This window comes from Desulforamulus reducens MI-1 (genome assembly GCF_000016165.1).
Taxonomy (GTDB): domain Bacteria; phylum Bacillota; class Desulfotomaculia; order Desulfotomaculales; family Desulfotomaculaceae; genus Desulfotomaculum; species Desulfotomaculum reducens.
In genome coordinates this window covers 2627076-2644087 of sequence record NC_009253.1, presented here as the reverse complement: position 1 = coordinate 2644087, position 17012 = coordinate 2627076, and the positions used below count along the sequence as shown (strand labels likewise).

Below are 17012 nucleotides of genomic sequence, written 5' to 3'. Positions count from 1 at the left end.
AAAAACAACCTACCAGCGAAGAAATATCATCAAAACACCCTATGATATAATAGATCAAGGAGGGGAAAACACCCTTGACAAAGGAAGATCTAGTTATTAGCCGTCATAACTATGATATCATCTTTAAATCCCTAACTGAAACCTTCGCTGAACAGACACTGGAAGTCTTCGATGTAAATACGGTCCCCATCAAATGGGTTGAGAAAACCGAACTACCCCAAATGGAAGACACATGGATTTTGTCTTCTACCTTGCAGACAATACTTACCTGCACCTGAAATTCCAATTCACGGCAGGTACAGAAAACCTGGAAAGATTCATTCTAAATATACAGAAAAGCAGAGGTACAACCCTCTACTTTGGCTTATAGTGATGTATTTTTACTAATACCCTGAGCCAGATGGTAAATGATAAGTTGATTTAAACTTACGTTTTCCTCCTTAGCTTTTTCGGTTAATGCCCTGTGTAAGGATTTAGGCATCCGAACCCTTAATTGCCCGGAGAAATCATCAGATACTGGTTCAGGAATGGAACGGCCCAAAGACAAACTAGTTTCAATCCAGCCTTTCTTAGCATCATTTAGATTGGATATGGCTTCTTCGACAGTTTCACCGTCTGACATACACCCTGGCAGTAGAGGTATCTCGGCAAACCAGCCACCGCCTTCTTCTTCGGAGAGTTGTTTAAGTTTGATTGAGTAATTTAGGTTAAGATAATAATTTAGGTTCTTCAACTTATTCACCCCGCTCTTTAAGTTGTTGTATTGCTTTGATGGCCAGTTTAACATAGATGGCTTTAATAGGCCGGTTATAGGGGATGGTAAGGACATCGGGCAAGTCAAGATGATAGTAATTATAGTGACTAGAGCCACCGCCTGGTTTACGGCACATGAACCCGTGGTGTCTGAGGAGTTTATCCAAATCATCGAATTTAACATCTTTGGGATTATTAACAATTTGTGAGTATAGCTTGGTAAACTTGGTCAATTGAAATCACCTACCAAGTTTCATGGTATCGTATATGGAACCACAATTCAACTTCGCAGAACACATATCGTCAGTTGAGTGCCAATGGTGCTCAAACACAAAAAGCTTTAGAAAAGTTATCATCTAGCTTAAGAATTATCAAAGTGGTGACGGTGCTGCAGGCCTTGCTATCTTAAACAAGGTGCGTGCACAGATTCGTGGCTTAGATCAAGCCTCACGTAACGGATTTAGGCATACTAACCCTTAGTTGTCCCGAGAAATCATTAGACAATTTCCTATCTGTGTTTTCTCAACCATTTTATCTTGATAATGCGATTTTCTAGCTGTTGAAACTCTTTATCTGCAGTTAAAAGTACCCCTCGTACTTGTATTGTTAGTGCTGCTACATAGGAATCTCCTAAAGACATTGGATACTTTGCCTTTATATCACCAGCTACAATTACTTGTTCATGGGATACTTTTATTAGTTCAATAGGCCATGCTTTTATATTCTCAACCAATTCTATTGCTATTTTCCTGTCGTATCTTCGTTGAATAATGTAATATACTTCCCCCACATTGATCCAAGACATATACAACCTAATTTGGTTGTTTTTTGCTAGTTCAAGTATTCCAGCAATGGTCTCCGCAGATGGCTCGTCCAAAAAATAACCGAGCACAGCGTAAGTATCAAAAACATAGCTTTCCATGATTAAAAACCAGCCTCTCTATGCGATTACAGAGACTTTTCTTCTTCGCGGTATTCCTTAATTAATTCGTCTGCCGATGAAACTATCATTGGATGAGTCTTTTTAAGGATTCCTCTGGTATCTTTAATTGGATCGTCCAAAAGCGGTATTATGGCAATATGACCGTCTATTTCGGTAATTTTAATGTTTTGCTCTGGCTTTAAGCCATACTTTTCTCTTAGTTGTTTTGGTATAACTACTTGACCTTTGTATGACATTTTGTTTATGCTCATGTTTTTTCACCTCTCGGTTTTACTTTATTAATATTATATCCGGTTTTGAAAATTAGTTGAACAAACAATCAAAAAGTCCCACGACTTTTAATAAAAGGTTACCAAGGGGGTCCCAGGTACCGTATTCGCGTTAACATACCTGGAGATGATAGGCTAAAATTCATTATTGTTGTATTGACAGAACAAAACCACCTGTTGGACAGTAAATATGATTTAAAGAATACTTTTTATTATTAAAAATATGATATAATTGCTTAATTCATCCCTGCGGTGGGTGACAACAAAGCGAAATGGGATGAAGTAAGAAGGTTAGGGCAGATGGGATAGATGTAAGTGACTAAAGAAGAATTATTGCAAGATGAATTGCAAAGGGTAAAATTTAGGATTCAGATACTGAACATGATAGAGGATAAGCTTAGAGAAATGAAAGCCCTGGCTGAGCAGGTAGTCAGAAAGGAAATTGGACAAGAAGAGATTGCAAATATCCAGTTTCGTGTTAACGAGTTAGTTAATGAAATCAGCAGCCTGGAAAAGCTAGAGGAACCTGAGGTCTTACATTAGGGTTTTACCAACAAAGATTACTTAGGGAGGTGTTTGTTAGTGGACATTGCTGCATTATCCATTATTAAAAATCATGTTCAAATCCAGCAAGATGTTGGTGTTGCTGTTCTAAAGAAAGCAATGAATACAGCTGAAGAGAACGGTAACTTTTTAACTCAGATGCTGGGGAAAGGTGAGAATTCAATTCCCCAGGCTAAATCAGATCATCTGGGAAACAAAATAGATTTTTACGTTTAAAACGGTGCATAGTACCTTGTTAAAGTTTTTTACATCCTTCTTAGGCTACCTTACCTGAGAGGTTTTATTTTTTTGACGAAGTTTATTATTATTTTATTTGCAATAATTTGTTAGTAAATATTTTAAAATCATCTAAATGAGATTCTATAATTTTCTCTAATATATTTAAGTTCACAGCCTGATAGTCATGTACTGCTATGTTACGAAAACCAACCATTGCCTTTAATTTTTCGGCCAGTTCTGCTTCAATTATATTATTCTGACAGAGCAGTTCAAAGGCTTGTCGACTACTCTGGGGAATACCGAGGTTTTTTTCGGCAACGATGTGCATGGCTAAGTCAATGGCAGCTTCACAGGCCCGTTGCAGATTTAAGATAATGGAGTCCTGTTTGGTGTAATTTTGTAGATTTTGAACGTCCCCGTTATATTCTTCCTTAATTCGTTGCAGGCAACGTTTTATAACCTGTGACTTATTTACCAGCACATCATTAATCATAGATGCTACCTCTTTCTTCTAATTTATCAAAGATACATTGACGCTCTTCATTTAGTCGAGCATACTTTTTAAAAGTAAGCATGTAAAATTGCATCCTTTTCGTTTCATCTTTGCTGTAAATAATCTTTCCGGTACTGATTACCTGGGTTTGAAAAACCGTTGATGCTTTTTTTAAATCCACCAGGTCAACTTCTCTTCCTAACTTATCAGCAAGACCCTGGCTACACATAAATATTTCATAGTCACTAAAGTGGTGGTCACTTAAAAAGGCAATATCAATATCACTGTTTTTTCTGAGGTTTCCTTTAGCCCCTGAACCAAATAGGATAATTAAATAAGGAGAAATTTTTTCTGCTAAATATTGTTTAATAATTGGTAAATATTGATCTTCAATGAACATAACCATCCCTCATTTGGAAAAGACATTACACACTAGGGTAATTATATCTCTGGATAATTCTAAAGCCAAGCCAAGGGGAACGATTTTAACCAAGAAAAGTGCCCCGGTGCCAGATTGCAGGCAGGGGGCAGTTCTATTTATTCAGCCATTTTTAATATTTAATCGCCTCATTATAAGCCTGGTGGATTGCATCCATTACTTTCCGGGGTTTTATTGCGTCCCCGATGATGCTCAAATACTCCACCTTACCTTGCAGGGCTTGGTAAAGTTCATTTTGGGAACGGGAGCCAACGGCTAAGATTACTGTATCTGCCGGTAGAATCTTTTGAGTTCCGGCATTCTTCACCAGAACACCTTCCCGGCGAATTTCCAGCACGGTGGTTTCGTCCAGACAGTTAACCTGGTGGCGTTTTAAATCTGCCAGCATGGACCAGCGAGTACTGGGACCGATGTCGCGTCCGATTCCGTTGGCCATCTCCAGAACTGTAATCTTTTTAGTTCCCTGGATTAACAAGCGATAGAGTTCCTTTTCTGTTTCTGCTTGCTGCAGCATGAGAAAACGTAAGGTTTCATTATCCAGAGTACCGGATTCAGCCAGTAATAGAGCTGTTTCTACCCCAACGGCTCCACCACCAACAATAATTATGTTTTGTCCGGCTTTGCTGCGACCTGCTAGTACATCCCAGGCCTGAATGACCTTTACTCCTTCTTCAATTGGGATAGGAGGAGTAATGGGGTGGGCCCCGGTTGCAATAACTACCCTATTGAATTTACCTTCTTGAACGGCAGACAGAATGTTCTCAGGGGTGGCCTTAGTATGATACTGAATTTCTACTCCAAGGTCCCGGCAGGCATTAACCAAATAGGTTCTAAGGTGTAAGAAATCCTTGCGTCCAGGTGGTGCTGCGGCCAAAATCAGTTGTCCCCCGGCCTGATCACTTTCCTCCCAAATTGTCACCTTGTGTCCCCGGAGGGCGGCTACCCGCGCAAACTCCAGCCCAGCTGCACCGGCCCCAATCACTAGAATTTTACCAGGTTGGGAGGTAGGGGTTAGTGACAGTTCAGCCTCCCGGCCTGCCTCTGCATTTACCAGACAGCTTACCGGTTTCATGCGAAAAACGTGGTCTAAACACCCTTGGTTACATCCGATACACGGGCGAATTTGTTCGGGATGTCCACTCATGGCTTTGTTGGGCAGTTCTGGATCAGCCATGAGCGACCGTGCCATGCCGATAAAGTCGGCTTTACCCTCTTGCAGAATTGCCTCTGCAAGGTCAGGGGTGTTAATACGGTTACAGGCGATAACAGGAATAGAAACAGCCTGTTTAATTCCATAGGCCAGGTAAGCATAGGCTCCGGGAGGAACATTCATAGTAATTTGAGGGACTTGAGTTTCATGCCAACCACCGGTTACATTAATAGCGTTTACCCCGGATTTTTCCATAGCTTGGCAGAAAACCTGAGCCTCGGTGTTAGTGTGACTGCCGGGCATAAAGTCATTGCCTGCTACCCGGACGATAATGGGATAGTCCGAACCTACAGCTTCTCGTACTGCGGCTACCACTTCGAGTCCGAAAGTCATGCGGGCCTGGAGGTCTCCGCCATAACGGTCTGTGCGTTTATTGGTAAGCGGGGAAAGGAACTGGGAAATAAGGTATCCGGCACTGGCAATAATCTCAACCCCGTCAAAGCCTGCCGTTTTGGCTCTTTTTGCTGCCTTTGCAAATGAGGCAACAATTTCAGCTATTTTTTCTTCAGTAAGTTCCACAGGTGTTTCACCTGTAAGTTTGGAGGGGATAGGGGATGGAGCCACTGCCGGCTGACCGGTTAAAGCAGAGTGGGCGTATCTCCCGGCTTGGTAAAGCTGTGCCACGATTTTCGCACCTTCTGCTTGTACTGCATCTGCCAAACGGCGCAGGCCCGGAATGAAGCGATCATCATCAAGTTGAGTCATGCCGTAGGCATTTCCGATCCGGTCGATGCCGCACCCGCCGACCACGATAAGGCCAGCACCACCGCGGGCCCGAACTCGATAGAACTCAATCAGTTGATCAGTGACTTCTCCATTGGGAGTGTACCCTAAATGCATAGGAGTCATTATAATACGGTTACGAAGCTGAAGTGTACCTATTTGGGCAGGTGAAAAAAGAATGGACATTAAAAAACCCTCCTTTTACCAATGAACTCCCCAACATACAAAATATTTTGAATTTTTCGGTAAATTTTTTTTACTATGTGACTAAGAAAAGTGCCCCAGTGCCAGCAGGCAGGGGGCAGTTCTATTTATTCAGCCATTTTATAAAGACTCTTTTCCTGGAGAAATTCCATCAAAAGCTTGGCAGTACCACCGGTAATTTTTAAGCAATTTTTTAATTGTTCCGGTGTGTCATGGGGATGAGGGTTCAAAACCCGGCAATCAGTAGAACCAAACTGTTCCCTAAAGCGATCATGAAATTGCCGGACAGTATCATAGGCTGCATCCCGTTTTTCTTGGTTAGAGGTTCTACCCTTAACCATATTTAAGGCCATGACCGAACCTGATAAAGCACCACACAAACACCCGGCATGTCCCACCCCGCTGCCGAAACCTGTTATTAGTTTTACCAGTTCCGGACTGAGTTCAGGCGCCAAATACTCCCGGAAGGCCAAAAAAATAGCTTCTGCGCAGTTATAGCCTTCCTTGTAATAGCCGCCTGCTTTGTTGCGAGCTTGGGTGGCTATATTGTCACTCATTGAATCACCTCCAAAATAGTAAGATTAGGCTCCACCCGCTTGTGCCCTTCAGGGTGCGTCAAAGACTTGGGCGGAAGCCAAGTTTTACTAATATTTCTCTTTAAAGCAGAGAATCCCTACCTAAATTGCAAAATATTCTAAAAAATAGACCTATTATAATCCACTGCATGCCAATGATGACATCCTATCGCTATACAAATTATAGGCTGGTTGGTGAGATATGGTATAATTTATCTCATCCAAAATATAAGGAAAGAGGACATAAATGCAAAAATACTATGATGTCATAAGAAGAATAGTGGATCTGGCTGAAACCTGCCACGAAGGGATTGTACATATTAAAAACAAGCTGGCTGAAGGATACTTTGGGGAAACTCTACCTTTAATGGAAGATGTAACACAGGCCTTTTTATCCATAGAAGGGGCACTGCAACCGCTGCTGCCGATGTTGCTGTCGGAACAGTTGGAACCCTTAACCGAGCAATTAAGTGAGAGCTTTTATTCATTGGTTAGTGCCTATAAACGGGACAACAGGGAGAGGGCCCTGGAGGTTATAGAAGGGGAGTTCCTTCCTAGTTTTCAAATATGGCACTGTGAACTGGACAGAACCCTATTGCCCATTATAACCTTATAAATTACTAAAGAAAATGACCAAATCACCGATATATAAATTAGAAGTCCACGGAAAGGTGGTAGAACCATGTCTTCTAACATGAGAATCGGCGGCTTAGCCTCCGGTATGGATATTGACCAGATTGTAAAAGACTTAATGAAAATACAGAATATGAAAATGGATAAATTAAAGCAAGAAAAGCAGATATTTGAATGGCAGCAAGAGGACTATAGAACCATCAATTCAACCCTGCGAAGTTTCCGAGATAATCAGGTTTTTCAAATGAAATTGCAATCCACCTACTTAGCCAGAAACGCTACTTCCTCCAATGAAAATACCGTAAAGGCAACGGCTAGTTCCTTAGCCCATGAAGGAACCCACCGAATTACCGTTAAGAATCTGGCCGAAGGGGCTTCCTTAACAAGCAGTGCCAAGATAAGTGCCACAGAAAATTTGGCCACCTTAAATGACCAATTTGGCACCGCACACACAGATCCGCTGGACTTTGTGGTTAACGATGTAATTTTCCAGATGGACCCGCAAACGGAAAGCATTTATGACCTGGTGGGTAGAATTAATCAGCATTCCTCCGCCGGGGTGTCCCTAAATACCACCCAGCGGGCCACTGCCACAGAAGCCCAGGTACAAAAACTAAAGCTCGCAGACAGTGCCTTGGCAGAGGGGTTAACCATAACCATTGGAGATAAAAAAGTTGCCCTCTGGGACAGTACAAATTCTCAATACGAATCGGAAAGCATTGCTAAGTCCGCCCTGAAGGCCGATGTATTATATGATATTGCCAGCCTTACCACGGGAGATGCCGTTGTTGACGCTATTAAGAGCGATATAGATGATGGTACATTAGCTATCACTGGAGCAACCTTAACCAAAACAGATGTTGGAGAACTAACCATTACATCAAATGAAGTGGGTGCAGAAAAGGCAGTAACAGCAAAGGTAGCCGGGGGAAAAAGCTGGGATGTCCGGGCCTCCTATGATAGCACAGTGGATCGTTTCTTCCTATTTACCAATAAAACCGGTGAAGACCAAAAGCTGGAAGTGGTCAACAATACCCTGGCACAACAACTGAAGCTCACGGATGCCGCGACCCCAACCGTCAATGCGATATCAAATGGCACCAATGCCGATGTAGTGATTGATGGCATGGAAATTACGGAATATAAAAGCAACGAATTCACCCTAAACGGTGTTACCTATAGGCTACAAAATGCGGATCCCGCTGCAACCACCATTATACAGGTTCAAACAGATAACGATGCGGTATACAACTCCATTAAATCCTTTATTGACGAATACAACAAACTTATGGATACCCTTGATACCAAGCTTAACGAAAAACGTTATAAAGACTATACCTGGCCACTCACAGAGGATCAACAAGAGAAACTGACAGATAACCAAATTGACATGTGGAAGGAAAAGGCCCGTAGTGGTATGTTGAGAAATGATAATACACTTCGGGATATTCGGGATAAACTAAGAAGCACCATGGGTGAATTGTCTAAAATAGGGATCGTGACCACGTCGGACTATTTCTCCAGCAAGCTGGAGATTAAAGAAGATACTTTGAAAAAGGCCATCCAGAATGATCTGCAGGGTGTTATGGATGTATTTACCGGTAGTGGTGACGGCGTTGATGGTGTGGGACAAAAACTTTCCGACCATGTTAGTTCCGGCATTTCCACCATTATCGAGAAAGCCGGTGCCAACGGTAACAAAGCGGATGATGACAGTTTTCTTGGCAAGCGCATCGATAATGTAAATGATGATATTGACAACTTGGAAGACCGCTTAAAGCAAATTGAAGACCGTTATTGGCGGCAATTCTCAGCCATGGAAGCGGCCATCAACAAGTTAAACCAACAGAGTTCCTGGCTAATGCAGCAATTCGGAGGAGGGGCATAATAACAAACAAACGTAAGAAGATATCTCTTCTTACGTTTGTTTTTTTTCGTCACCTTTAATTAATTGAGCCAAATCTTGAATTACCGACTTGGAGGAGACAGCATTTTTATTTTCCTGTTCAACGGCCTTTAATAGTTCACTACGAAAAATTTGGACATTTTTGGGGGCATCGATACCAATTTTAATGTTATCCCCGCCAATATCCACCACGGTGATGATGATATTGTCACCGATATGTATAGACTCATTCTTTTTTCTGGATAGGATTAACATTATTTTCCCACCGTCCCTTGTAATAAACTTTTGAGGGACTCTTTAATGTTTAAGGCGGGATCATTTAAAACTACTTGCATGCCTTTACGCAGGGGAACATTGATCACCAGCGGGGCTTGCAGGTTTACTGTGGCCTGATCCAACTGGCCGTTTATGGTAACGATATTAAAAACAGCAACATCCTCTAACCGCTGAATCCCCAGTTCCTCCTGAATTGGTTGGGGTACAACAAATTCATAATGCTTGGTATAATGAAAAGGGTTGATACAGAGAAAACAAATCTCTGTTTCTTCATTGGATTGTAAATAATAAAACTCTGTTTCTGCAAAGGCGCGGCTAATGCTGAAATACCGCAGGGTCTCAAACCCTGGAAGTCCATTTTTAAAAAGAATTTTAACTGGCTGATCCACGACAAAAGGCCTCCTTACGATGTATCTGAAAAGGTTTTATTTCTAATGTACCATAAGTGGCCTCAAGAATAGCATAAAACAACCGAAAAAAATGATAGAACCTTGTGAAAGTATAAAACATCCTAATGATTAGAAGAAAAAGGATGGAGGAAAAGCGAATGATTGCCAAAAACCCCTATTCAAATTATCAACAGAATGCCATCATGAGTGCCGGGCCAGAGGAACTGACCACCATGCTTTATAACAGGCTTGTGAAGGACTTAAAGCTGGCCCAGGGGCATATAGAACAAAAAGAAATACAGTTAGCCCATAATAATATTACCCATGCCCAGGATATACTGGATCACCTTATGAATACCCTGGATACCAGTGTGGAAGTGGGGAAAAACCTGGAACTCATGTACGATTATATGAGCCGCAGGCTGGTGGAAGGGAACTTAAAGAAAGATAAAGAAATTTTACAGGAAGTAGCTGGGTTTGCCGAAGAGATTAGAGATACCTGGGTCCAGGCCGTTAAACAAGTGAAAACAGGTGTTTCCGTTGGATAATAAGCGACAAGCTTTGGAAGAACTCTATCTTAATAAAAAAAATATAGTTCAGGAGATATTGGAGATCACTAAGGAGATGACAAAGTTTATCAGTGCCGAGGAGATAAATGCTCTGGATAAGCATCTGACGAAACGCCAGGAACTGATGGATAAAGTAGATGAAATTGATAAACAAATCTCCTTGATTCATATTCCTGAATCCCAACAGATACAGTATATAAAGTCAGGTATAAAAGAACTGATCAAACAGATTATGGCTTGTGATACTCAACATAAAGAGGATTTATCTAAAGCTCAACTTTTTGTCAAACAAAAACTAAAGGAAGCAGCGAACCGGAAAGTTATTAAGCAAGCCTATTACCCACAAAGAAAACAAAATAACGGTTATTTTATTGATAACAAGAAATAGCACAGAGGGGGTGAGATAAAAGTGATAGACGGTTTGGGTGCAGTGCAGGGTATGCCAATGGACTATCCTCAGCAGTCTTCTTTGCAGGAGCAAACCTCTGTGAAAAGAGTTGATGAAGCTCAGGGGGCAGTGGATAATAGTTTTAATAAATCTGCAGAATATGGGGATAAACAGGGTGAAGTTAATAAAGGCCAAGCGGAGCAAGCCATTGATAAACTCAATAAAACCATGGAAACCTATAACACAGAACTTCGATTTAAGTTGCATGAGAAAAGCGGTGAGTATATCGTAAAAATCATCAATCCCAAAGATGACTCTGTCATTCGGGAAATCCCCCCGGAAAGGGTTTTGAATATGGTGGCCTATTTTAAAGAAATGCTCGGAATTGTTGTAGATAAATTTGCCTAGTTACACTGAACCAGTCAAGTAAGACTGGTTTTTTATTTGTTCTGGTTGTTAATCCTAACCATAACATTTTATAATAAAGACTGTTAAAAATATACAAAGGAGTCTAACCAATGGAAACAAGAAGCAAAACCGTTGAGAAATTTGAAGAGGCCTTTGCCCAAACCATAGGTGCTAAATATGCAGTGGCAGTTTCCAACAGCACCGCTGCCTTCCATGCTGCCCTCTATGCCGCCGGAGTCAGCCACAAAGATGAAGTTATTTTATCGCCCCTTGTCCACCCGGAGTTGGCCCATGCCATTCGTTACCTGGATGGTGTGCCCATCTACACCGATGTCAATGCCCAAACCGGCTTGCTGGACCCCGCAGCGGTTCGCTGGCGTATTACTGCCAATACCAGAGCTGTGATTGCCACCCACTATGCCGGGCAACCCTGTGACATGGATGCCCTTGCCAAAGTTACAGCAGGCAAAGAAATTGTGATTATTGAAGATGCCTCCCAGGCCCTGGGGGCAAGTTATAAGGGAAAAAAGATTGGTACAGTGAGTTCCCTAACGGTATTTGATTTTTCCCATAAACAGGGTCTCTATACCGAATTGGGTGGTATGGTGGTAACGGATTCGGCAGAGTACTACCATTGGCTGACATTATTCCGGGATACCGGAATAAGAAGGGATAAGACAGAACTGGTGAAAGAAGAAGGACCCTGGCACTTTGAAGCCCAGGAAATTGGCTTTAATTATCGTATGACCAGTATGCAAGCAGAAATGGGGTTGCAACAACTCATAGATATTGAGCAAGTACATGCTGGTCGTCAGGAAATGGCGGAAAAATATTTGGCTGCATTGGCAGAGACAGCTGGCTTACAACTACCCATTCAAAACCAGGATAGTCACGGAGCATGGTACTCCTTCCCGGTGCTTCTTAAGGGAGAACACCTTATTGCCCGGCGAAAGGAGCTCGTAGAAATCTTACTACAGCAGGGAATACCAGTGGATGTTCAATATTACCCCATTTATTTGCATCCCATTTATTTATGGCAGGGGCATCCGGATGTCTGCACTGTTGAAGGTCCCCTCTGCCCGAGGGCCGAAGACTTTTACAGAAGAGTCGTAAATTTACCTATTTTGCCATATATTGACAAACAATGCATAAAGAAAATTGTTGAAATATTTAATAAATTATAGGAAAATAGTTAAAAAATAAGACCATGGTCCTATGAGAATTTAGACTAAAGTCATAAAGAAAAGAATGGACAGGCATTGGGTAATCAAATAAAATAAAATGGTAAATATTGTGACATAAAATTACATTAACTTTAAGAAAATACAGAAATTAGGAAACAATGACAAAAAAATAAACGTCTGTACAAATGTACGGACGTTTTTATAGTTTGGCAAAAATGTAAAAAAACACAACAAAAAACCCTACATGAAGGAATTTGTTGTAAAATGTAGAATTTTTATATATATAACCGCTTTTACTTTTTTTAACCAAATAGATAGAAATCTTTAATCATGATATCGTACACTGAAATCAAAACTTTAGCCCATTTTATAAAAAAATAGTAAATAAGGATGATGGATTATGGATGTTTTTAATAGCCCGACGTTAATGATCCTCCAACAGGGACTGGATGCCGGAGCTGCACGCCAGAGGGTAATTGCCAATAATATTGCCAATTTTAATACGCCTGGTTTTAAGAAGTCCTATGTAAGCTTTGAGGATCAGCTTAAGGCGGCCCTAGGCAACAGTGGAGTGTCCTTAAAGGGGACCCATCCTTTACATATTGGTACAAGCAATCGGGAAATAAAGCCTGAGATTAAGCAGGTGGAAGAAACCACCATGCGGTATGACGGCAACAATGTGGATGTTGATGAGGAAATGGTTAATTTGGCCGCCGCCACCATAGAGTATGATGTGCTGGCCCAGGGAGTCATGGATCGCTTTCATATTTTGGGAACGGTAATCGGAGGTAGGAGGTAAGAATCGTGGGTTTGTTTGATAGTTTTGGTATTAGTGCTTCTGGTATGACTTCTGAGCGACTGAGACTGGATTTAATTTCCAATAATATTGCTAATATGAATACCCCCAGTCGACCCAATGACCCCAACAGTCCGGTGTACCGCCGCAGGGTACCGATCTTTGCGGAACAATTGCGGCAAACGATATCAACCAAAGGGGTTGAACCCAAGGGTGCAGGGGTGCGGGTAAAGGCCATTACAGAAGATCCTGCGCCACCCAGAATCGTTAATGATCCAAGTCACCCCTTGGCTGACGATAAAGGTAATGTGGCCTACCCCAATATCAACATTGTCAATGAAATGGTGGACATGATCACTGCCAGTCGAACCTACGAGGCCAATGTTACTGCCTTGAATGCAGCCAAGAGTATGGCCCTGAAGGCCTTAGAAATTTCCCGGGGTTAGGAGGTTTTTAATGAATGAATATTTTGCCTGTGGCCACACCGCTACAAGTTTCTGAGACAACTTCTGCCAATAAATACGCAGGCCCAGCGGATTTTGGTGGGGTGTTAAATAAAGCCATTTCAAAATTAAACGACACACAAATACAAGCCGATGATGTTATGCAAAAATTTCTGGTGGGAGAGGTACAAGATATCCATCAGGTAACCGTTGCTATGCAGGAAGCAAAACTGACCATGCAACTGGCGGTGGAAGTAAGAAATAAAATTGTTGAAGCTTATCAAGAAATATCCAGGATACAATTGTAATTTTCGTTGAGGTGGTTATGTGAACTTTAATGACCTGCTGGAGAGACTTAAACAGCGGTGGCAGGAAACAAGTCAAAACAGAAAAGTATTGGTCATCCTGGTAAGCACAGTTGTTCTGGCAGGTTTGGTGTATTTGGCAATGACATTGACAAAACCCAATTATGCAATTTTGCTGGGAGACTTGGAACCAAAGGATGCCGGAGATATTGTTGCACAACTGGAAAGCGAAAAGATTCCTTACCAGTTAATTGATCAAGGAACAACCATTCTCGTTCCCCAGGAGCAAGTGGACGAGATTCGGGTGAAGTTAGCCAGTGATGGCTTGCTGACAGGAGTGGGGAATGGCTTTGAGCTATTTGATAAAAGTAAATTCGGAGAAACGGATTTCGAACAACAAATATCCTATCAGCGGGCTCTTCAAGAGGAACTAAGACGTACTATTACTAAGGTGGAGGGTGTTGAACAAGCCCGGGTACACCTGGTATTGCCCCGGAAAAGTGTTTTTATTGAGGAGGAGGGAACTGCTTCGGCCTCGGTGGTGGTAAAATTGAAGCCCCGGGCTAAACTGAAAGCGGAACAGGTCAAGGGCCTTAATGACCTGATTATCGGCAGCGTAGAAGGTTTGCAAGCGGAGAACGTACATATCATTGACACCGAAGGAAATGTCTTAAACGATTTTCTTAAGGATTCTTCCGGGACCCCTGGGAATGGCTTTTCTGGAACAATTTTGGAACGACAACAGCAGATTCGCCGGACCTACGAAAAAGAATTAGAGAACCGGGTACAAAATATGCTGGCCAAGGTATTGGGACCCAATAAAGCAGTGGCTATGGTTACAGCAGAAATGGATTTTAACCAACTGCAAACCAATACCACTGAGGTTGTGCCAGGTCAAGTGGTCAGCGAGAGAAGTATCAAGGAACAAGGCAGTGATGGTAGTGGCGGCGGGGTGACTGGTTCAACCACGCAAATGCCCGGTCAGAGTATTCCCGCCGAGACTTCAACCAGTCAAAATAGTTATATCAAGACCGATGACACCAAGAATTACCAACATGGAACCAGAACCCAATCAGAGGTGCAGGCACCGGGTAAGTTGATTAAGCTTTCCACTGCGGTGGTTCTGGATGAATCGGTGAAAAATCTGGATCGAACACAGGTTGAAAAGATTGTAACCGCAGCCATTGGTTTTGATGATCAACGGGGTGATCAGATTACGGTATCTGCCATGACCTTTGATCGAAGCCAATACGACTTAGACCAGGATTTGCCTGATAACAGCCAAAAGGAAAAAGAACTATTTTATATGACCATTGCAGCGGTTGTGGGAGGCTTACTGCTTCTGTTGCTTCTGGTGGCTTATTGGCTACGTCGGCGTAGAAAGAACGCAGAACAAGAATTGCAGGTTATTGAAGAAACTACGCCAATGCCAATTGAGAGTGTGACTACTAAGGAAGAAGAGGAAGAAGAGGAAGAAGCCCAGTGGGAAATTCCTCCGCCCAAGGATAAACAAAAGCAGTTAAAGGAACTGGCCCAAGAACGACCCGATGATATTGCCTCGGTACTGAAAGTATGGCTTAGGGAATAGGTGATAAAAGTCATGAATCAATATGAAAAATTAACCGGAGAACAAAAGGCGGCTATTTTACTTATCTCCCTGGGAGCTGATGTTTCCTCAAAGCTATTAAAACAGGAATTTACTGAGGATGAGGTTGAAAAGGTAACCGCCGCCATTGCAGAGATGGATAAAGTCCCCAATGATATTCAGAAACAAGTGGTTGAAGAATTCATTTACTTAATTCAGGCCCGGGATTATTTGCTAAATGGTGGTGTGAACTATGCCAAGGAACTCTTAGAAAAAACCTATGGTTATGACAAAGGTTCAGAGATTCTAGAAAGAATCAGCTCTACCATGCAGTCAGTACCCTTTGGGTCTTTAAGGAAAACAGACCCCAGACATATTTTGAGCTTTATCCGGGAGGAGCACCCGCAGACCATTGCCTTTGTACTATCGTATCTTAAACCAGATCAGGCGGCAGTTATTTTGGCAGAACTTGACTCCCAATTGCAAAGTGAAGTGGCTCGCAGGGTGGCTATTCTGGATCGAATATCCCCGGATGTGGCCAAAGAGGTGGAAAAGGTTCTGGAGAAGAAACTGGCTTCGGTGGCCCAACACGAGGAAACCGTTGTGGGTGGTGTTCAGTGTCTGGTCAACATCTTAAACCGAGTAGACCGCTCCACAGAGAAAACCATCTTTGAAGATTTGGAACGGGCGGACCCCAACCTCAGCGAAGAGGTTCGTCGCTTAATGTTTATCTTCGAGGATATTGTCAAATTACACGATATATCCATTCAAAAAGTATTGCGTGAAGTGGATAATAAGGATCTGGCACTTGCCATGAAGGGCTCCAATCAGGAAGTTAACAACCGTATTTACAAGAATATGTCCAAACGTGCTTCAGAAATGCTCAAAGAAGAAATTGATTACATGGGTCCCGTTCGCCTGAAGGATGTAGAAGAAGCCCAACAACGCATTGTGAATGTCATACGTCGTTTAGAAGAGGCGGGCGAGATTGTCATATCCCGTGGTGGGGAGGATGCTATCCTTGTTTAAGGTTATTAAAGGAGCACCTATAGAAGAAGTTGCTTGGTTAATACCCCTCAAGGAGCTTCCCCCACCACCCTCTGAGGAAGTTAACCAGGAGAAGCAGCTTTCCCCAGAGGAAATAATGGTCCTTGCACAGCAGCAGGCAGCGGAAATGATAAACCGGGCCAAACAAGAGGCAAAACAGATCATTCAGCAGACCCAATCCAAGGCAGAGGCCGAAGCCCGGCAAATGAGGGAACAGGCGAAGCAGGCTGGCTGGCAGGAAGGAATCACAGCTTCCCAAGCCGAGGCCGAAAAGATCCGCCAGCAGGCCAGTGATGTTTTAAGGCAGTCCAAAGAGATTTATCGTCAAACCCTCGGGAAGATGGAAGCAGAGATTGTCGACTTGGCGGTGGATATTGCAGAACGGGTGGTACTGACACAATTGGCCGTGGAACCCCGCACCATTATGGAAATTGCCCGGGAATGTATGGATATGGTAAAAAATAAACCTCTTGTTAATCTATACGTAAACCATGCGGATTATCAGATGGTACAAGAGGGAAAAAATGAACTGCTTCAGGGGTTGCCGGGTAAAGTGGAAATGAACATATTGGTGGATAATGGCATAACCCCCGGGGGTTGCCGCATTGAGACAGATCAGGGACAGGTGGATGCTACCCTGGAAACCCGCTGGCAGGAAGTATTCAAAGTGCTTTACGGGAAAGAGGAGTGA

Annotated in this window: 25 protein-coding genes; 15 read left to right on the top strand and 10 right to left on the bottom strand. The window is 42.6% G+C overall.

The window, feature by feature from the left end; translation table 11 throughout:
* Positions 1 to 74: 74 nt before the first annotated feature.
* Entirely contained in the window at positions 75 to 278 is a 204-nt protein-coding gene (locus DRED_RS12915; protein ID WP_041274621.1) for a hypothetical protein, read from the top strand.
* Between the two features lie 86 nt (positions 279 to 364).
* On the opposite strand, the gene DRED_RS12910 is transcribed toward DRED_RS12915, so the two are convergent.
* The 4 genes from DRED_RS12910 to DRED_RS12895 form a co-directional block, all read right to left on the bottom strand.
* On the bottom strand, positions 365 to 733 hold the full coding sequence (locus DRED_RS12910) for a type II toxin-antitoxin system HicB family antitoxin (protein ID WP_011878736.1): 369 nt from the start codon (positions 731 to 733) through the stop codon (positions 365 to 367).
* A 1-nt stretch (position 734) separates the two neighbouring features.
* On the bottom strand, positions 735 to 986 hold the full coding sequence (locus DRED_RS12905) for a type II toxin-antitoxin system HicA family toxin (RefSeq protein WP_011878735.1): 252 nt from the start codon (positions 984 to 986) through the stop codon (positions 735 to 737).
* A gap of 275 nt (positions 987 to 1261) precedes the next feature.
* Positions 1262 to 1675, bottom strand: a complete 414-nt coding sequence (locus tag DRED_RS12900; RefSeq protein ID WP_011878734.1) for a type II toxin-antitoxin system VapC family toxin — start codon at positions 1673 to 1675, stop codon at positions 1262 to 1264.
* Between the two features lie 26 nt (positions 1676 to 1701).
* Complete coding sequence (locus DRED_RS12895; protein ID WP_198006899.1) at positions 1702 to 1932, bottom strand: AbrB/MazE/SpoVT family DNA-binding domain-containing protein; 231 nt, start codon at positions 1930 to 1932, stop codon at positions 1702 to 1704.
* Positions 1933 to 2280: 348 nt separating this feature from the next.
* Here DRED_RS12895 and DRED_RS12890 point away from each other — a divergent pair, with 348 nt between their 5' ends.
* Positions 2281 to 2508: a hypothetical protein gene (locus tag DRED_RS12890; protein ID WP_011878732.1), complete on the top strand. Its 228-nt coding sequence runs from the start codon at positions 2281 to 2283 to the stop codon at positions 2506 to 2508.
* A 39-nt stretch (positions 2509 to 2547) separates the two neighbouring features.
* Positions 2548 to 2745 (top strand): YjfB family protein, encoded by a 198-nt coding sequence (locus DRED_RS12885; RefSeq protein ID WP_041274620.1) that lies wholly within the window; start codon positions 2548 to 2550, stop codon positions 2743 to 2745.
* Between the two features lie 88 nt (positions 2746 to 2833).
* Here DRED_RS12885 and hepT read toward each other — a convergent pair whose 3' ends face one another.
* From hepT to DRED_RS12865, 4 genes are all read right to left on the bottom strand, one after another.
* Positions 2834 to 3241 carry a type VII toxin-antitoxin system HepT family RNase toxin gene (gene hepT, locus DRED_RS12880; protein WP_011878731.1) on the bottom strand — a complete coding sequence of 136 codons (408 nt, stop codon included), beginning with the start codon at positions 3239 to 3241 and terminating at the stop codon, positions 2834 to 2836.
* Positions 3234 to 3641, bottom strand: coding sequence for a type VII toxin-antitoxin system MntA family adenylyltransferase antitoxin (gene mntA / locus DRED_RS12875; RefSeq protein WP_011878730.1), 408 nt, complete (start codon positions 3639 to 3641; stop codon positions 3234 to 3236). The genes hepT and mntA overlap by 8 nt, the downstream gene beginning before the upstream one ends.
* A gap of 151 nt (positions 3642 to 3792) precedes the next feature.
* Complete coding sequence (locus DRED_RS12870; RefSeq protein ID WP_011878729.1) at positions 3793 to 5799, bottom strand: oxidoreductase; 2007 nt, start codon at positions 5797 to 5799, stop codon at positions 3793 to 3795.
* Positions 5800 to 5924: 125 nt separating this feature from the next.
* The gene (locus DRED_RS12865; RefSeq protein WP_011878728.1) at positions 5925 to 6374 is read right to left on the bottom strand and encodes a C-GCAxxG-C-C family protein; all 450 of its coding nucleotides are present in this window, start codon (positions 6372 to 6374) and stop codon (positions 5925 to 5927) included.
* 265 nt (positions 6375 to 6639) lie between these two features.
* Between DRED_RS12865 and DRED_RS12860 the strand changes: the two genes are divergently transcribed.
* Complete coding sequence (locus DRED_RS12860; RefSeq protein WP_011878727.1) at positions 6640 to 7008, top strand: DUF8042 domain-containing protein; 369 nt, start codon at positions 6640 to 6642, stop codon at positions 7006 to 7008.
* Positions 7009 to 7074: 66 nt separating this feature from the next.
* Positions 7075 to 8913, top strand: a complete 1839-nt coding sequence (fliD, locus tag DRED_RS12855) for a flagellar filament capping protein FliD (RefSeq protein ID WP_011878726.1) — start codon at positions 7075 to 7077, stop codon at positions 8911 to 8913.
* Between the two features lie 30 nt (positions 8914 to 8943).
* Here fliD and csrA read toward each other — a convergent pair whose 3' ends face one another.
* Both csrA and DRED_RS12845 read right to left on the bottom strand, forming a co-directional pair.
* Positions 8944 to 9186, bottom strand: coding sequence for a carbon storage regulator CsrA (gene csrA / locus DRED_RS12850; protein ID WP_011878725.1), 243 nt, complete (start codon positions 9184 to 9186; stop codon positions 8944 to 8946).
* Entirely contained in the window at positions 9186 to 9596 is a 411-nt protein-coding gene (locus DRED_RS12845; RefSeq protein WP_011878724.1) for a flagellar assembly protein FliW, read from the bottom strand. Before DRED_RS12845 ends, csrA begins: the two co-directional genes overlap by 1 nt.
* Before the next feature lie 158 nt (positions 9597 to 9754).
* On the opposite strand from DRED_RS12845, the gene fliS reads away from it, so the two are divergent.
* The 10 genes from fliS (at position 9755) to DRED_RS12795 (ending at position 17012) form a co-directional block, all read left to right on the top strand.
* Positions 9755 to 10144, top strand: a complete 390-nt coding sequence (fliS, locus tag DRED_RS12840) for a flagellar export chaperone FliS (RefSeq protein WP_011878723.1) — start codon at positions 9755 to 9757, stop codon at positions 10142 to 10144.
* Positions 10137 to 10553: a flagellar protein FliT gene (fliT, locus tag DRED_RS12835; RefSeq protein ID WP_011878722.1), complete on the top strand. Its 417-nt coding sequence runs from the start codon at positions 10137 to 10139 to the stop codon at positions 10551 to 10553. The genes fliS and fliT overlap by 8 nt, the downstream gene beginning before the upstream one ends.
* A 21-nt stretch (positions 10554 to 10574) precedes the next feature.
* Positions 10575 to 10961, top strand: a complete 387-nt coding sequence (locus DRED_RS12830; protein WP_011878721.1) for a flagellar protein FlaG — start codon at positions 10575 to 10577, stop codon at positions 10959 to 10961.
* Positions 10962 to 11071: 110 nt separating this feature from the next.
* Positions 11072 to 12145 carry a DegT/DnrJ/EryC1/StrS aminotransferase family protein gene (locus tag DRED_RS12825; protein WP_011878720.1) on the top strand — a complete coding sequence of 358 codons (1074 nt, stop codon included), beginning with the start codon at positions 11072 to 11074 and terminating at the stop codon, positions 12143 to 12145.
* 400 nt (positions 12146 to 12545) lie between these two features.
* Positions 12546 to 12944, top strand: a complete 399-nt coding sequence (flgB, locus tag DRED_RS12820) for a flagellar basal body rod protein FlgB (protein WP_011878719.1) — start codon at positions 12546 to 12548, stop codon at positions 12942 to 12944.
* A 5-nt stretch (positions 12945 to 12949) separates the two neighbouring features.
* A complete protein-coding gene (gene flgC / locus DRED_RS12815; RefSeq protein ID WP_011878718.1) occupies positions 12950 to 13387 on the top strand; it encodes a flagellar basal body rod protein FlgC in 438 nt (145 codons plus the stop codon).
* Between the two features lie 14 nt (positions 13388 to 13401).
* Positions 13402 to 13692, top strand: a complete 291-nt coding sequence (gene fliE / locus DRED_RS12810) for a flagellar hook-basal body complex protein FliE (RefSeq protein ID WP_011878717.1) — start codon at positions 13402 to 13404, stop codon at positions 13690 to 13692.
* A 19-nt stretch (positions 13693 to 13711) separates the two neighbouring features.
* Positions 13712 to 15277 (top strand): flagellar basal-body MS-ring/collar protein FliF, encoded by a 1566-nt coding sequence (fliF, locus tag DRED_RS12805; protein ID WP_011878716.1) that lies wholly within the window; start codon positions 13712 to 13714, stop codon positions 15275 to 15277.
* Positions 15278 to 15289: 12 nt separating this feature from the next.
* Positions 15290 to 16303, top strand: a complete 1014-nt coding sequence (gene fliG / locus DRED_RS12800) for a flagellar motor switch protein FliG (RefSeq protein ID WP_011878715.1) — start codon at positions 15290 to 15292, stop codon at positions 16301 to 16303.
* The gene (locus DRED_RS12795) at positions 16296 to 17012 is read left to right on the top strand and encodes a FliH/SctL family protein (RefSeq protein ID WP_011878714.1); all 717 of its coding nucleotides are present in this window, start codon (positions 16296 to 16298) and stop codon (positions 17010 to 17012) included. The genes fliG and DRED_RS12795 overlap by 8 nt, the downstream gene beginning before the upstream one ends.

Excerpts from the sequence above, each read along its gene's own strand:
- mntA (WP_011878730.1), bottom strand. The coding sequence starts at position 3,641 with ATGTTCATTGAAGATCAATATTTACCAATTATTAAACAATATTTAGCA.
- DRED_RS12825 (WP_011878720.1), top strand. The coding sequence starts at position 11,072 with ATGGAAACAAGAAGCAAAACCGTTGAGAAATTTGAAGAGGCCTTTGCC.
- csrA (WP_011878725.1), bottom strand. The coding sequence starts at position 9,186 with ATGTTAATCCTATCCAGAAAAAAGAATGAGTCTATACATATCGGTGAC.
- fliD (WP_011878726.1), top strand. The coding sequence starts at position 7,075 with ATGTCTTCTAACATGAGAATCGGCGGCTTAGCCTCCGGTATGGATATT.
- flgB (WP_011878719.1), top strand. The coding sequence starts at position 12,546 with ATGGATGTTTTTAATAGCCCGACGTTAATGATCCTCCAACAGGGACTG.
- hepT (WP_011878731.1), bottom strand. The coding sequence starts at position 3,241 with ATGATTAATGATGTGCTGGTAAATAAGTCACAGGTTATAAAACGTTGC.
- DRED_RS12860 (WP_011878727.1), top strand. The coding sequence starts at position 6,640 with ATGCAAAAATACTATGATGTCATAAGAAGAATAGTGGATCTGGCTGAA.
- DRED_RS12895 (WP_198006899.1), bottom strand. The coding sequence starts at position 1,932 with ATGTCATACAAAGGTCAAGTAGTTATACCAAAACAACTAAGAGAAAAG.
- fliS (WP_011878723.1), top strand. The coding sequence starts at position 9,755 with ATGATTGCCAAAAACCCCTATTCAAATTATCAACAGAATGCCATCATG.
- DRED_RS12900 (WP_011878734.1), bottom strand. The coding sequence starts at position 1,675 with ATGGAAAGCTATGTTTTTGATACTTACGCTGTGCTCGGTTATTTTTTG.
- DRED_RS12865 (WP_011878728.1), bottom strand. The coding sequence starts at position 6,374 with ATGAGTGACAATATAGCCACCCAAGCTCGCAACAAAGCAGGCGGCTAT.
- fliG (WP_011878715.1), top strand. The coding sequence starts at position 15,290 with ATGAATCAATATGAAAAATTAACCGGAGAACAAAAGGCGGCTATTTTA.
- fliE (WP_011878717.1), top strand. The coding sequence starts at position 13,402 with ATGAATATTTTGCCTGTGGCCACACCGCTACAAGTTTCTGAGACAACT.
- DRED_RS12870 (WP_011878729.1), bottom strand. The coding sequence starts at position 5,799 with ATGTCCATTCTTTTTTCACCTGCCCAAATAGGTACACTTCAGCTTCGT.